Source organism: Arsenicibacter sp. R0_47 (assembly GCF_057652235.1).
Genome location: NZ_JBYFCJ010000041.1, coordinates 11,038 through 25,023 on the forward strand (window position 1 = coordinate 11,038; position 13,986 = coordinate 25,023).

General features: G+C 51.6%; 9 protein-coding genes. 8 read left to right on the plus strand and 1 reads right to left on the minus strand.

The features are described 5' to 3' along the window. The first annotated feature begins 403 nt into the window (after positions 1 to 403). Positions 404 to 2,680 carry a YWFCY domain-containing protein gene (locus AC23NW_RS33130; protein WP_487454939.1) on the plus strand — a complete coding sequence of 759 codons (2,277 nt, stop codon included), beginning with the start codon at positions 404 to 406 and terminating at the stop codon, positions 2,678 to 2,680. A 70-nt stretch (positions 2,681 to 2,750) separates the two neighbouring features. Then, positions 2,751 to 3,476 (plus strand): hypothetical protein, encoded by a 726-nt coding sequence (locus AC23NW_RS33135; protein ID WP_487454940.1) that lies wholly within the window; start codon positions 2,751 to 2,753, stop codon positions 3,474 to 3,476. Positions 3,477 to 3,568: 92 nt separating this feature from the next. Here AC23NW_RS33135 and AC23NW_RS33140 read toward each other — a convergent pair whose 3' ends face one another. Beyond that, positions 3,569 to 4,081: a M23 family metallopeptidase gene (locus AC23NW_RS33140; RefSeq protein ID WP_487454941.1), complete on the minus strand. Its 513-nt coding sequence runs from the start codon at positions 4,079 to 4,081 to the stop codon at positions 3,569 to 3,571. Between the two features lie 355 nt (positions 4,082 to 4,436). On the opposite strand from AC23NW_RS33140, the gene AC23NW_RS33145 reads away from it, so the two are divergent. From AC23NW_RS33145 to AC23NW_RS33170, 6 genes are all read left to right on the plus strand, one after another. Continuing rightward, entirely contained in the window at positions 4,437 to 5,834 is a 1,398-nt protein-coding gene (locus AC23NW_RS33145) for a hypothetical protein (protein ID WP_487454942.1), read from the plus strand. Positions 5,835 to 5,864: 30 nt separating this feature from the next. Then, a complete protein-coding gene (locus tag AC23NW_RS33150) occupies positions 5,865 to 6,335 on the plus strand; it encodes a hypothetical protein (RefSeq protein WP_487454943.1) in 471 nt (156 codons plus the stop codon). Positions 6,336 to 6,409: 74 nt separating this feature from the next. After that, positions 6,410 to 9,418, plus strand: coding sequence for a toprim domain-containing protein (locus AC23NW_RS33155; RefSeq protein ID WP_487454944.1), 3,009 nt, complete (start codon positions 6,410 to 6,412; stop codon positions 9,416 to 9,418). A 162-nt stretch (positions 9,419 to 9,580) separates the two neighbouring features. Then, positions 9,581 to 9,838: a hypothetical protein gene (locus AC23NW_RS33160; protein WP_487454945.1), complete on the plus strand. Its 258-nt coding sequence runs from the start codon at positions 9,581 to 9,583 to the stop codon at positions 9,836 to 9,838. A gap of 18 nt (positions 9,839 to 9,856) precedes the next feature. Continuing rightward, positions 9,857 to 11,686 (plus strand): hypothetical protein, encoded by a 1,830-nt coding sequence (locus tag AC23NW_RS33165; protein WP_487454946.1) that lies wholly within the window; start codon positions 9,857 to 9,859, stop codon positions 11,684 to 11,686. Beyond that, positions 11,679 to 13,922: a hypothetical protein gene (locus AC23NW_RS33170; RefSeq protein ID WP_487454947.1), complete on the plus strand. Its 2,244-nt coding sequence runs from the start codon at positions 11,679 to 11,681 to the stop codon at positions 13,920 to 13,922. Before AC23NW_RS33165 ends, AC23NW_RS33170 begins: the two co-directional genes overlap by 8 nt. The last annotated feature ends 64 nt before the right edge of the window (positions 13,923 to 13,986 follow it).

Consider the following 13,986-nt stretch of genomic DNA (forward strand, 5'->3'; position numbering starts at 1 on the left):
TGGCCCTGACAGCACAGACGGATGCCGGTCGGAAATAACCCAAACCCGGAAATCGCACATTTCCGGGTTTTTTGTATTATCTACTGCAATATTTTCCCGATCCGGCCCCCAATCCCGGGCTTAAAGGCCCAGTATCCAACTTCCTTCATTCTGTTAACGCAACCTATTTTTTTTGTGTAAAAACACCCCTGTTTTAGATGGAAATCTTTAATGATACGAGTTAAGTAACTGTATGTCAGTAGTAAATACAAATTCCATTAAATAATATATTTTTTTAATGTGGAGAAATTTTGCGGATTTTTCAATCGAAAAATCACATTCTGGCGTACATTTGAGTGATTTACGCCATAGTTGATATTCCAGTTACCGGATGAAATTATTTATGTCTAAACATAGGTAAGCTATGGGAGAGGTTTCAAACAAGGAGAAAGAAGGCTACACCGTCGGTATAGAACTGCTCTATATCGCGGCTATATTTTTACTGGCGATCCATATTATCTGGTATTGTCATGAGTTTTTCACCCACATCTGGGTGATGCAGAACTGGATCTATCCGTTTCTGTTCGATGTAAATGCCAGCATGGCTCTTTTTGTCAATCCGTTCTGGACCAAAGCATTAGCGCTTTTGTTAATTGTTTTGCATTCAATGGGTTCAAAAGGAAAGCTGGATCAGACTATTGACCGCCACCAGATTTTCCGGGCAGGTGGCATCGGTCTGTTCTTATTTCTGGCTTCGACGTTTCTGCTCTATCTGAAGGAAGCCGTACCGGTGTCACCCTTTCTGATTGACAGTCTGTACCTGATTTTACTGGTCATGGGAACCTTCTACCTGACCAAAGCCGGCCAGTATATGAGCCGCATTGTCTGGTACAAAAACAAGATTGATATTTTTAACGACAGCCGCGAAGAGTTTCCACAGAATGAGCTTTATCAGGGAAACGAGTACTCTGTTCATTTTCGGTTTCAATACCGCTACGGAGGAGAATGGCGCGAGGGAATCATCAATGTGGTCAATCCCTTTCGGGCCATCATGGTAATGGGCGTGCCCGGTAGCGGAAAAACCTACTTTATCCTGGGACCGGCCATCTGGCAAAGCATCTATAAAGGCTACACCGCCTATATCTATGACTTTAAATTTCCTGATCTGGCCGAGTCCGCCTACAATGCGTATCTGAAGACCATCGAGGAAAATCCCTTTGCCTGGAGCAAGGAATTACCTGAGGAAGAGTTTAAACGGCGCATTGACCGCAACGAACCGCTTATTCCCCGGTTCTGCATCATTAATTTCAATGATGTCGAGTATTCTCACCGCTGTAATCCGCTCTTACCTGAGCTGATGATTGATATTATGGATGCCGTCGAATCGGCTAAATCCATTTATTATAATCTAAACAGGGAAGCCGCCAAGAAACAGGGTGATTTTTTCAACGAATCAGCGATAAACCTCCTCACGGCGGTTATCTGGTATCTGCGGTTGGTTGCCCGTAAATACAGCCTTCGTGCCACAGCGCTGACAGGCCAGCTTGAAAACGGAAGCAATCTGACGGCTGAAAACCGGGAAGCAATTGAGCAAGACCTGATCGTAGCCCAGCGGCTCAGTAACGTCTGTACGCTGCCCCATGTGGTGGAGTTTTTCAAACTCAATTACATGGAAATGTTCGGCCTGATGGGACATTATGCCGATATTTCCGCACTGATGGGTCCCTTCCGGTCGGCCCTCGATAATCAGGCCTTCGATCAGCTGGAAGGTCAGATTGGTAGTATCCGGATTCCCATTGCCCGGTTGTTTTCCCCAACCATCTACTGGATTATGACGGGCAATGACTTTAGTCTGGACCTCAACAACCCGGAAGACCCCAAGATCATCTGTGCCGGTAACAATCCCGAACGGAAAGATATTATCGGGGCCGCTCTGTCGCTGTATTCATCCCGGATGATGAAGCTCATGAACAAGAAAGGGCGCTTGAAGTCGGCCCTGTTTATGGACGAGTTACCAACCATCTTTATGAAAGGTATTGACGAACTAATTGCGACAGCCCGATCAAACAAAGTCGCAACCTGGCTCGGTATTCAGGATTTTGAACAGCTAAAACGGGACTATGGTGATAAGGAAGCAGAGGTAATCATCAACACAGTGGGCAATTACTTTACCGGGCAGGTCGCCTTCGGGACCGCTGAAAAGCTCAGCAAGCTGTTCGGGAAAAACAATCAGGAGAAAGAAAGCATGACCCTCAACAAACAGGACAACTCCTTTACAGTTGCGCAGGAGAAAGGAGAACTCCTGCCATCGTCCAAACTTATGGGTCTGCGAACGGGTGAATTTGCCGGGCAGTCTGCCGACAATCTGGGACAAACCGCCGAATTCCGCAAGTTTAAAGCCAACATCAGCAATGAGCCGGGCGTAATCGGGGTTAAAACCAAAATTCCCAAGTTCAACGATCTGAATCCATTGCTTGAAAAGCAATTTTCGCAAGATCCTGCCTGGACTGTCGATGACAAAGGACCTGTACCCCCGGAGAAGTTGCCCGCTAAACTCCGGGAGTACTTTAAAGAGCAGTTACTACGACTGCACGTCAAGCGTATCCAGCAGGACATGATCCTTATGGTAAATACTGAATTAGCTGATTTTGGCTTCACCATTGATGAAAAAAGCCGAACCAAGTGGACGGATCACGATTAAGGGAAGCCATCTAAAGAGAACCGAAGCAAGAGTACCTAAAATAAGTAAATAACCCAAGTAAAAAACAATCATGAATCAGGAATCTGAACGTAATAACAAACAACACTCATCCGGCATAGAACCGGGCCTAAACCATGCAGAAATCATGACTGAGACAGAATCAGAAATTTCGGGTAGACTTGGGGAAAAAGCCGACACCAGTGGCGTTAAGAAAAAAACACCGAAAGAATCCGGTTCTTCAGGAAAGCGTAGAATAACGCAGGTCAAAACAGAACCGGCCCGCCGGACCAAAGGCCGTCCTGCCCTTTCAGAGGGTGAAAAAGGACGCTACCGGTTTCTGCTCTTGCGGGACACCCAAATCGCCAGTGTGATGCGCATCAAGGCCAGCAGCATACTCTCGTTAGAGCAGTTATATGAACGGCGTAACATCATCATGAACGACACCCAGGCTTCAGAATATTACTGGAAGCTTGCTTATACCTATTCATTTCAATTACTCAAAGAAAAGATCAAAGCAGATGCCATACTGAAAAAAGAAACGGGTCAGGTTAAAGAAATAACGCTGAGGACGGTCGCTGAAATGTCAGGAATTCCTTACCATAACTTTAAGAAAATGTTCATGGGTAAAGGCAGTATGATGAACTTTGAAGCTTATACAACCTTTCTGTACCAGAAAGGAATTATATTCCAGGAAATTTACCTCGATGCCGGCGTAATTGAAAAGGCCTACGGTTTCTATACTCTCATTTCAGATGAAGGAGTAGACAAAGACCTCGTAGACAAAATTTACTATTAAGCATCGTCTTTCAATCAGCATTTCTCGCAACAATCAAATCAAAGAAAACCGGGTCTATGGCCCGGTTTTTTTGTCCTCACCCCTTTCCTCTACTACCGGCCTGAATCATTCGTCAGCAAATCCGGATGGTTGCGTTTATAGGCATCGACCAACTTCAGGCCCAGAATCAGATACGGGGCCGGATCAATATTTACCCCGTTTTTCTTAACCGTAAAATGCAGGTGATACCCCGTCACCGTACCGGTACGTCCGAGTACGCCAATGTTGGTATCCAACGGCAGAAACTGTCCCGGCTGACACAGTATCAGCGACAGATGCCCATACACGGTCGTGTAGGAATTCATGTGATCGACCTCAACAAAATTCCCCAGACCCGGGTCGTACCCTGTTTTACGCACCCAACCCACTCCCGCTGCCCGGACAATCTGGGGAGGCCCCGCCAGATCAATCCCTGCATGAAACCGGTAACCACCTTTCACCGGATGCCATCGCCAGCCATAGCGGGAAGAAATCCGGTTCCTGGACCAACGCGCCAGGGGCGGAATTAAAGGAACTGTCAATGCGGTCGCATAATCAACCTCCAGCAGGGTATACATTCGATCCATTACCTCTGCATGTGACATCCGCTTAATATCCCCCATCAACTGCTCCCGAAGGACCGCAAGACGTTCCTGTTCAGGTACGACGAGTGGAAGATTATTGTTTATATTTCGCTGTAAATCAGATATATGATGCTGAGCCTGTAACGGATAGACTACCCATAGGCAAAACCCCAGCAAAACTCCCTTCGTTCCCATCCAGGGGCACTTATCCCAATTTGAAAGTCTCAAAATAGAAAATAATAAATCGTTTGCTTTATTCACAAATTTACATGAAATTTGACGCAATAGAGCTACCGATAGAACTTTCTTGAAATAATCAAAACCAGAGGTGTAAACAACTTAAGGTAAAGAAAACGCTATGCAGGTAGATCAACTCCAGGAGTCGGAAGGAAGCCTCTTCTCCTCCGAACCCCTCCCTTCCCCGGAAGGCGACATCAGACAAACCCCGGTACGTGCCCAGGCTGAAGGTGACGCCCAATGGTACACCCAACCGCTTTCCCCCGACGAACAGAAGCGCTACTTCGGTCTCACCTTCGACAATCAGGAGGAATTAGAAGAGATCAGGGAGGAACAAACGCAGTTACAGGGGCAATTGAAAATGGGTAAAGCATTGGCTGAAGATGATGATTTTCAGTATGTCACCCTCCTTAACAACGGCTCCAATGGCGATCTTCAGGAAACAGCGGAGGCCCAAAATATGGCGGTATTTACCCGTAATCTCCTGGCCATCTTCCGCGAAAGCCTTGATGATCTGTATCAGGAACAGAACGGTAAGAACCGACAGAACTTGCAGACCGGCCAACCAGTCCTGTGGCACATGCAGACCAAAAACCGCAACGGTCTACCCGGAAGTCAGGGTTTCGATCAGGTCATTCTGAACCCAACCCGTCAGCCGGGCCACAAAAAGCCCGTCATTGAGATTGTCTTTCCCCACACTAACGTGCTTCAGACCGTCACCGAACGGCTGGAGCGGGAAAGACTGGCTCGGCGTCAGCATCAATCCGATTCCGGGGATGATTCAGGCCACGGGAAAACGAAGGGGCCGCAGACTACCCACATAAAGACACTGGCGTGGGTAGCCAATCCGCTTTACCAGAAACCGTTCGTCGATATGACGGTAAACATGCTGGTTGCCAACGGAGAAAAGCCCACGTCGGTTGTGCGTAAACTGAAAGCGCTCAAAGGAAGCCTGTCCGACATTCGCGACGAACATACACCGGACCAGAAGGGACAGGTAGAAGAACGGCTCAACCGGCTGGCGACCGAATCATTGGGTTTAACGCCCCGCCAGAGCGAACAATGGACGACAGCCGCCTACAAAGCCCTCGGACCGGCCCGGTACACCTACTTCCCGCATCTGGCTTCCGGCGCGTATCAGCCCATCGACCCAGCGCAGATACCCGTGCGCTACAAGGGCGTGGAACTACAGGAACCTGACGTAAAAAACCTGCTCATCGGTAATGCGGTCGAACTCAAAGGTCTCAAAGATGAACGACGCGCTACACCTTACCGGGCCGTACTCAACTGGAACCTGCTGAAGGGCCAAACCGAGAGCCGGGAGGACCAAAAAGAAGAACTCAAAACCGACCGCAAACAGGAAGCCACCCGGCACGAACAGATGGTCAATGGCCGGGGAGCCGATGCCATTGCCGCCGAACAGCATCAGCGGCAGCAACAGACCCGAAACGGGACGACCGATGCCGACCGCGAGGATAAACGCCGGAACCGTTCACCCCGGGTCTCGATGGGATCATAAGGAGTGGGGTTCATTAACAACGCTACATTCATGGGGGAAACCCCGCAGTTTTTTTTTATGATGATGAACAGTTCACAGCTACCGATTAGTGATGATACCCGGCAGGGTCCCTTGGTCCTGCCCCTCCATGTTCCGGGTTCTTACGAGCCAGGCAATGATCAGACTCCGTTTGAAGCCGAGCATATTGTACCCGTTGAGGAATCGTTTGCATTGCCGTATCCGGAGGTGACGATCTATCGTCCCGCGCTCAACCTCTATGACAACGTGGCCTTTCAGCGACTCCTGGCAAAATATGGCGAAGAACGAATCCTCCGGGCCATCCAGCCGGAATACGCCGGGTATAACGATGAAGATGAAACCGAGGAGTATCAGCCTTACGGTCTCCTGCATGACCCCGGGCTGTGGGAGGATGCCGAGAATGACGAGCGTATGGCCTTAGTCCAGGGCTTTTATACCATCCGGTATTCCGACCCCGACATCCTCAATGCTTTTGAAGCCTGAAACGCGTACCCCGGTACGACCCATCTGCCGACTGCCAGATCATTCAGTCAGTTTCACGTCAGACATTCAATCCAATGAGACAACATTTTAAGCAACAATTTACCAATATCTACAAACCCCAGGCGGACCTCTTTACCGAGTTCAATAATCAGGGGGTAGAGTACCTGGTCTTTCATCAGGCAGCGGCTAATACATACATTCCGCGCAACGTAGGGCATCCCGAAGTACGCGTCTGGATCAATCCGACGCCCGATAATATCGAAAAGGTAAACCGGGCTATTCAAACCGTCGATCCGGCCACCAAACAGGCCATCAATCCCGGCAAACTGAATGGATTAACCGCCAAAGGTCTCTACGAATACAGTAAACGGGCGGGTAATACGCAGCTCAACACAAAGGTTCACCTGCATGGTGCGATCAGCGGCTTTGCCCCTAACCAGTTTGAAGAAGTCCGCAACCGGGCTGAAGCAACCATTGGTCTTTCAGGGGCCTCGGAAACAAACGGCAAGCGGGTCAATTTCGCCATTCTGGGAATCAGTGACCTGCATCACAATATGATGTCCTCGGGGTACGCCACCAACGTTGCTACTGCCCAGGCACTGGCTGAACATGCTGCTCAGTTCAACAAGCCCATTTACAGCCAGAATCAGGCGCATGAACGGGCTAAAACCCCACCGTCAGGCCGTAACGTGGACCCGAACCGGGTCTTGACCGAGCAGGAACGGGAACGGGCCGTAGCGCTTTACCGCACCGAAAACCCCCATGCCGGAACCATCCAGTCCGTTCAGGCCGGCAAAGGATTTCACCAGTACGTTGTCAACAACAAGGCCGTGCGCGACCTGGAGGCAATAGGCCGTGACCCGAAAATGGACCTGGAAATTGTGGTCATGAAATACGGCATGGTGCCCGACCACAAAAAGAATTCTCCGGATTCAGCCTGGCGGGTATATAAATGGCCCCAGGAAGGGGTTCAGGAGCGCATTGCTATTGCAGCAATGGAAGGACATGACAAAAAGATTTTCGTCAATCTCGGGGATACCGGCGACATTAAGGACAATAACCCGCTGAGTATTATGACCGGCGATAAAGGGGATTTCTTTAAATTCATTCAGACCCGGGAAGCCCGGAATTCGGACCGTAAAGATTTGCCTCTAGCGGCACGAGTTTATGATGTCATTGACAGGATTGCTTTTGCTGCCGACACGCTGGAACTGGCAAAAGCGATCCCTGACCGCAAAAAACTACCCGACGAACAGCGCGTTATCAATGCCAGCCTTCGTGAGGATACGCTTACCCGGGAATATTCCCTGCGTCCGGTTGACACGACAGATTATGTGACCAACCGCTTTATGTCCCCTGAAACCCAGATGAGTCCCGAATTCCGGGGTCAGATCATGATGAGTACCAACCGGGGAACCACCGCTGAGGGGAAGGACTATGCCTACGACAACACGGCCTTTCCGCTTCGCAACAGCCACGGAACGGTCATTTCGATGGATATGCGTAATACGTCATTCAAGAAATTCCCGGAAGGAGTGCGGGCAGAGGGTCTCTGGCGCAGCAATCAGCTCGTCACCTTTACCCGCGACCTGAAGGTGAACGTACCCGAGGGCGATACGACCTATGGCGATCTCAGGCAGATTCCCGCCGGTACACCCTTTGGGGAATATCGTCAGGGCAATCAGGTTATTTTCTCATCGGGTGTCAATGAAGAAGTCGGTCTGGTCAAACCATACGAGGTGGCCATGTCGCTTCAGCAGGCGCAGGAGCTACGCGAAAAAGGCGTTTTGCAGCCCGTACCAGTGAATCGACTGGTGCTGATGGAATCTCCCATTGATGCCATTTCACATAAACAGCTCATTCCCGAACGCATGATGGCTGATGGTGAAGCTGAGAACCGCAAATACATTGCGACTGCGGGCCAGCCAAGTGGCCCGCAATTAAAAGCCATTCAGGACGAGATCTACCAGAACCCGAACGCACAGGTAGTGCTGGCGCAGGACGGCGACAATGCCGGCATTCGCTTTGCCATCAACTACCTGCGGCTGGAGCATCCCTTTGAACGGCCCGACCTTAAAATTTCGCCCTTTCTCGCGTATCAGGCTCCCGCCAAAACCGGCCTGAACAAAGAAATAAAAACGCTCAAAGAGCATAACTCACTTGAACAGGAGTCCAACAAAGAGTTTCAGGGCTACAATCGTCTGATACTGGTTATGGAGTCGCCCCTGGCGCACGGGGTAAACGCAGCTCAGAGTGTCAATGGTGCCTTTCTCGACAAACTGCTCGATAATCTGGGCCGGGGAACAGCCCACCAGCGCCAATCGGATAAGGACCCTGAAAAAGCCGTGCAGGAAATTCGCCGGCACACGATGCACCTGCCCGAGGAGGTCAAAAAAATTGAATGTACGAAGGAAGAATGGGCAAAAGCCTATGCCCGGGATCAGCAGAACCGTCTGCACGGAAAACCCACCCAGTATTCCTTCAATGGGGAAACACGGCCCGTTGCCCAGAAAAACGAAGCAGGCAAAGAGGTATACCGGTATTATCGGGTAAAACCCGAAAGTATCCGGACGGAATCGGAAATCTATATTCCCAACGACAACCGGTTATTGACCAAGGCCCTTAACAGCCTGGTTGGGGAAGTCTCTGTTCGGCAGGGGCAGGAGATTTTTGCCGTTCAGCGTCCGATGGGTCACGGCCCCAACGGCGAAAAACTGAAGGACTTCAACGACATCCTCAAAGCCCGGCAGGGGCAGGAACTCAACCGCAGCAACCCGATCCAGATCGGCCCGCCACCGCGTCTGGAAAGTCTGAAAACCCGGATGCTGCGTACCGAAGAAGCAGCCCGTCAGGAACGCGAGAAAGCCGCTGCCTTCAGAAGTAACTACGTCTATTCCGGAGCCGAAGCCCACAAGCCGGGTGAAAAGGTAGAAGCAGGCACCGCCCGTAAGGAAAGTCAGGATAAGGCAGAATCCGTCAAAAAAGGGCCGCAGGAAGAGCAAAAGCCCAAAAAGGAGCAGAAACCAGATAAACCCGAGGATAGCGACGCACCATCGCGTAAACGCGGAGGTCCCAAACGATAAACGCCCCTGCTTACCAACTCTTTTTTGCGTACAAAAACCCTGGCCTGTCTGTCAGGGTTTTTTGTTTGTCCGAAGAATTCCGATAAATCGTTTGTTTTTTTCTATGGATTGCTTGAATTTTACCTATCCGATATTTTTGACACAACGAAATCCGAAGCGACCATGCTCAATTCATTGCCTGAAGCACTAACCGGCGATCCGGTCTACCAGAAATGGCTGGGTCTGAAGGGCGCAGACTTTATGGAAGAGGTCACCAATCCAATCCATTTAGGAGTCAGTCCCGATACCAATGAGACGCAGTATCTCATCAATGCCGCCTACGATTCCCGGTATAAGGCCTGGTGGACGAGCGAATTGACGGCTCCTGAACGCATTCTTTTTCTGGCCATCTATGCCCTGCGCGTGGCAGAACTGGCATAAACCAATCTTTTAACCGATATGGAACCTCAACCACTTTCCACTACCGGCCTGACCGCCGAGGCCGGATATGTGCTTCCCCTTATCCCCCTTGACCAGGCAGAATCGGAACGAATAGCCCTGACCTACCTTCAGGAAGACCCGGCGCGGGAAGTGGTCAGCAATATCGTAGCGACCACCGGGTATTTTGCCTATCTCATCAACGGGAAACGCTGGCGGGACCGTCAGCGCATTCTGTCGATGATCGACCTGGAGGCCGTGCTGGTGCATTACGGCCTTGAAATCGACTACAATAAAACCAGTCCGGGCGGTTCCTGGCGGGTCTACCGCTGGGCCAACCGCCAGATCAAACAGCGGATAGGCGTAGTTCAACCCGTATCATCTCCCTATAAGCTCTTTGGGTTTCTCAATAAGATCGCCTTCGACGACGAATCCGCCGACTCCGGTTTTCCCACCAAAGGAAACGTCCTGTCCTTTATCCATCTGATGGAAAAGGACACCAAAAAAGTATTCCCCAAAGTGGATGAACTGGCAAGCTCCCCGGCGTTTCTGGCCCTGATCCGTGAAGTGGACACGCTCACCCCATCCCAACAGCAAACCGAGAACGCGCAGGGCTATTCAACCTACGGTCAACGCGTCCGAGAGGAGGAATTACGGACCGTGTACGAGCTGGATACGATCATGGACAGTAAATATCTGGAGGGGCGGGGCATACCGCGATCCACCCAGGAACGAGCCTCTTTCTGGGGGAAAATCCTCTTTGCCCGGCGAAAAACCGTCGATCCGACGACGCAGAAAGAGCGCATCAGTTACTATACCGCTTTTCCGATGACGGGTCACGAAGGGTCCATTTTGTCGCTTAATTTTCGCAACCGGTACGCTAACCTTTTTCCAAAAGGTATACGGGGCAATTCCGTCTGGCGCAGCAATGACCGGGGCCGGTTATTGCGGGATCTGGTGTTCCCCAACATTACCCTGCCTGCCCGGACGGAATTTTACTATTCCATCACGGAGCAGTTTGTCTATCTGGCCACCCCTAAATTTCGGGTCACCCTCAAACGGGCGCTCTGGGACAAACTAATGGCTGACAAAGCCCTCTTCGAACCCATTGTGGCCAAAGAAATTGTGCTGGGGGAGGCCCCCATTGATTTATTGTCCCATTCCATATTGTTTCCACGCACCCACCACACCCTCTATCTGGGCACCTGTGGTCGGGTGAGTCGTCTGGCAACTGAACACATCCGGTCGATTCTGAAAGCCCATCCCGGGGCGATTCTTTCACTGGCAAACGACAACGATGAAGATGGGCTACGCTTCGGTATCAATTACCTCAATTTCATTCCCGGTCACGACCAGCACGATGACCAGTTCACCGTCAAGGTCCGGGCCAGATATATCCTGCCGGAAGAACTACTCGACGCGGCCCCGGATGAAGCCCAGCCCGATCCGCCCCGGGGATCAACCCAGCTCGAACTGGAATTCCGCCAACCGCTAAAAGGAACCCTGAAAACGCTCGACCGTGACTTTCTGCTGGGCCTGCTGGATCGTCTGTCCGCTCACTCGGCCTATTTTGACGAGCAGAAAGACGTGTATTTCATGGAGGAACCCTATCTGGAAGAACAAATAGCCGGATCATCCGTCCTGACACTGGCCAGGCTGACCCTGCCGGATCGGCGGGAATACCTGCGCGAACTCTTTTTTTCGCTGCTATCGGAGATCAACCGGCGACAGGGCAAAGCACTGGTAGCGGCCCAGCCCTACAAGGGCCATTATAAAGATTTTAACGAATGGCTTCAAGCCGATCAGAACGCGAAAGCCGAGCAAACGGCTCAACCCCAATCCTATGAATAACAGTATGATCGTCATTCAGCCCCAGCAACTCGACGTGCTGGAGGATTTGACAAGGCGGGGAATCAGCTACCTGCTTGTCGGTGAATTTGCCCTCTACCCGTATCTGATCCAGAACAGCGTACCGACGCTTCAGCTTTGGGTCGATACTCATACGGGCCAGTTTCAGCGGTTTATCAAGGAGGGCAGCACCTCCTACATGGATGCCGTTTACCAGAGCGAAGACATCGACAAGATTGATATTCGCATCCATAACACCCTGACGCGCCTGCACCGGCACGTACCCGGCTTTACCACTGATGATTTTCCCGCAGCCTTTTCCCGGCAGCAATCGCTTTGGGCCGTCACCGGAACGTACCAGGAAGGCCGTAAAGTGCCTGCTCTGGGCTTTTCTGATTTGGTGGAACATATCCTGCAATTTCCGAGAAGTCCGCTCACGGACTGTTTAAAGCTGGAATTCCGGGACTATCTGCAAACCCACCAGGAAGGCAAAACCTACGACGGAACGCGGTTTCTTCAGTTCACTCCCCCTCAGCCGCATCATTTACTGTCGGCGCGGGAGCGCATCAATCACTATGTATCGCCAGCGATGCTGCTGGTGAGCAAAGGCTACACGTCCCTTCCCGAGTTCGACAACGAAACCACTGCCTTCCGGGTCTATTCCCGGTTGCACAAGGAAGATCCGGGCATGGCCCTGACGGGCGAGGATTCGGCCTATATCGTTTACCGCCGGGAGACCAAACCGGGGGGGGAAGCCGCCACAAACGGCCTCACGGCCAACGGATACATTAACCTGCGTTACGTACAGGATCAGGGCGATACGTATGATTTGCTTCGTCAGTTGGAAAGCGACCGGCGGATGCAGGATATTTGGGCGGCCCAACTTCTGAGTGAACCCACGCGGCCCGACGAGCGGATGCCCGTCAATCCACTACCCGATTACTATAACCGGAACAGTGCCGTGCTGAGGACCATGATCTGGAACAAGCATTACAGCTTTAAAGCCGCCAAACATGCGGTCAGTGCAGAAAACTACCCCATTTTCTGGGGCCGCGTTCAGGTCGCCAAAAACGTACCGGGCCAAACTGTGTACTTTCCCCAGACGAACACCGAGGATACCATTGTCGCTCAGATAAGTGGCCAGGAAGCCTTTACGACCCCGCTGGACACGCCGGATGCCCTCTGGTCTTCCAATCCGCCTGTAACCCTGACCAGAACGCTTCCTGACCAGCATCAGCGCTCGGTTCCAGCCGAAACAGAGGGTTATCTGTTTACCTTTCAGGGTCGCAAAATTTTTGTGACAGCAGACAACGAAAAACCCGGTCACCTCCGACAGGTTTCGGTTGGGGATGAGAACTATAAAAACCAGCGGGTGCAGCGGTTTGTCATTTTCAATCACCCGCAGCAGGCCCTGTACTTTCACGAAATAGCAGCCATCCCGGACAAAGACGGCACGGCTGAACGGCGCATGTATATCGCCATTCCCGAAGACCCAACGCCCCAGCAAAAAGTCCGTCTGGAAGCGTTGTGGGAGAAAAATAAGGGCGCAGAGATCGTGCTTGCCGTCGAAAATCGCCCCGATAGCGAACGGATGGCGCTTAACGTACTGACTTTCGCCCACCCGGGCCATACGGGTCATATTCACACGCGGCTCTATCTGGAGGAGCCGCAGGAAGGCGATGCCGGTGTGAGACAACTGGTGATCGAAACCAGAGAACCCTTGCCAGCAAAAGCCCTGCAACAACTGGCGGACAGCCAACCCCTGGATTATGCGTCCCGGGCCGACCGCATTTTCGACGGAATCAAGCTCAAAGCAGGACTAATTCCCTCCTATCAGCGCGATCAGGAAGCCATCGGGCAGAGGGGTGACGAACCCCGCCAGGGCATCACCAGGTACGACGTTTTGATTCCCGCAGAACAGCCTGTCATTTCCCATGTTTTTTACGAGGCTACCCGCGAACGAAACTGGCAGGCAGAACTCAGTATCTTTCAATATAAGCGACCGGCTTTTGGCGATGAAACGTTCCGACAGACGTTTGAAAAAAAAAATCGGGCCAGCCAGTCGGGATCATCGGTACGCAGCGTCAGTACTGAATCTGCCCCCGCCCCACGTACAACCCGTTCAGGCACCCCAGCCCAGGCCAGCAGCGTGGGTGTCCAGCTTAGCCTCTACCCGGCACCCGACCCAGTGGAAAACACCGGAACCGCTGGGCGAAGTGTCCGAAAAACGGGTCGCTAAACCGGCAACTACCCCAGTGGATAGTGAATCGTCGGAGCGGCCCCGCGAACAATCCCGCTACCGG

What these genes read in the sequence shown, in the direction of transcription:
- AC23NW_RS33130 (WP_487454939.1), top strand. Translation starts at nt 404, where the DNA reads ATGGGAGAGGTTTCAAACAAGGAGAAAGAAGGCTACACCGTCGGTATA.
- AC23NW_RS33135 (WP_487454940.1), top strand. Translation starts at nt 2,751, where the DNA reads ATGAATCAGGAATCTGAACGTAATAACAAACAACACTCATCCGGCATA.
- AC23NW_RS33140 (WP_487454941.1), bottom strand. Translation starts at nt 4,081, where the DNA reads ATGGATCGAATGTATACCCTGCTGGAGGTTGATTATGCGACCGCATTG.
- AC23NW_RS33145 (WP_487454942.1), top strand. Translation starts at nt 4,437, where the DNA reads ATGCAGGTAGATCAACTCCAGGAGTCGGAAGGAAGCCTCTTCTCCTCC.
- AC23NW_RS33150 (WP_487454943.1), top strand. Translation starts at nt 5,865, where the DNA reads ATGGGGGAAACCCCGCAGTTTTTTTTTATGATGATGAACAGTTCACAG.
- AC23NW_RS33155 (WP_487454944.1), top strand. Translation starts at nt 6,410, where the DNA reads ATGAGACAACATTTTAAGCAACAATTTACCAATATCTACAAACCCCAG.
- AC23NW_RS33160 (WP_487454945.1), top strand. Translation starts at nt 9,581, where the DNA reads ATGCTCAATTCATTGCCTGAAGCACTAACCGGCGATCCGGTCTACCAG.
- AC23NW_RS33165 (WP_487454946.1), top strand. Translation starts at nt 9,857, where the DNA reads ATGGAACCTCAACCACTTTCCACTACCGGCCTGACCGCCGAGGCCGGA.
- AC23NW_RS33170 (WP_487454947.1), top strand. Translation starts at nt 11,679, where the DNA reads ATGAATAACAGTATGATCGTCATTCAGCCCCAGCAACTCGACGTGCTG.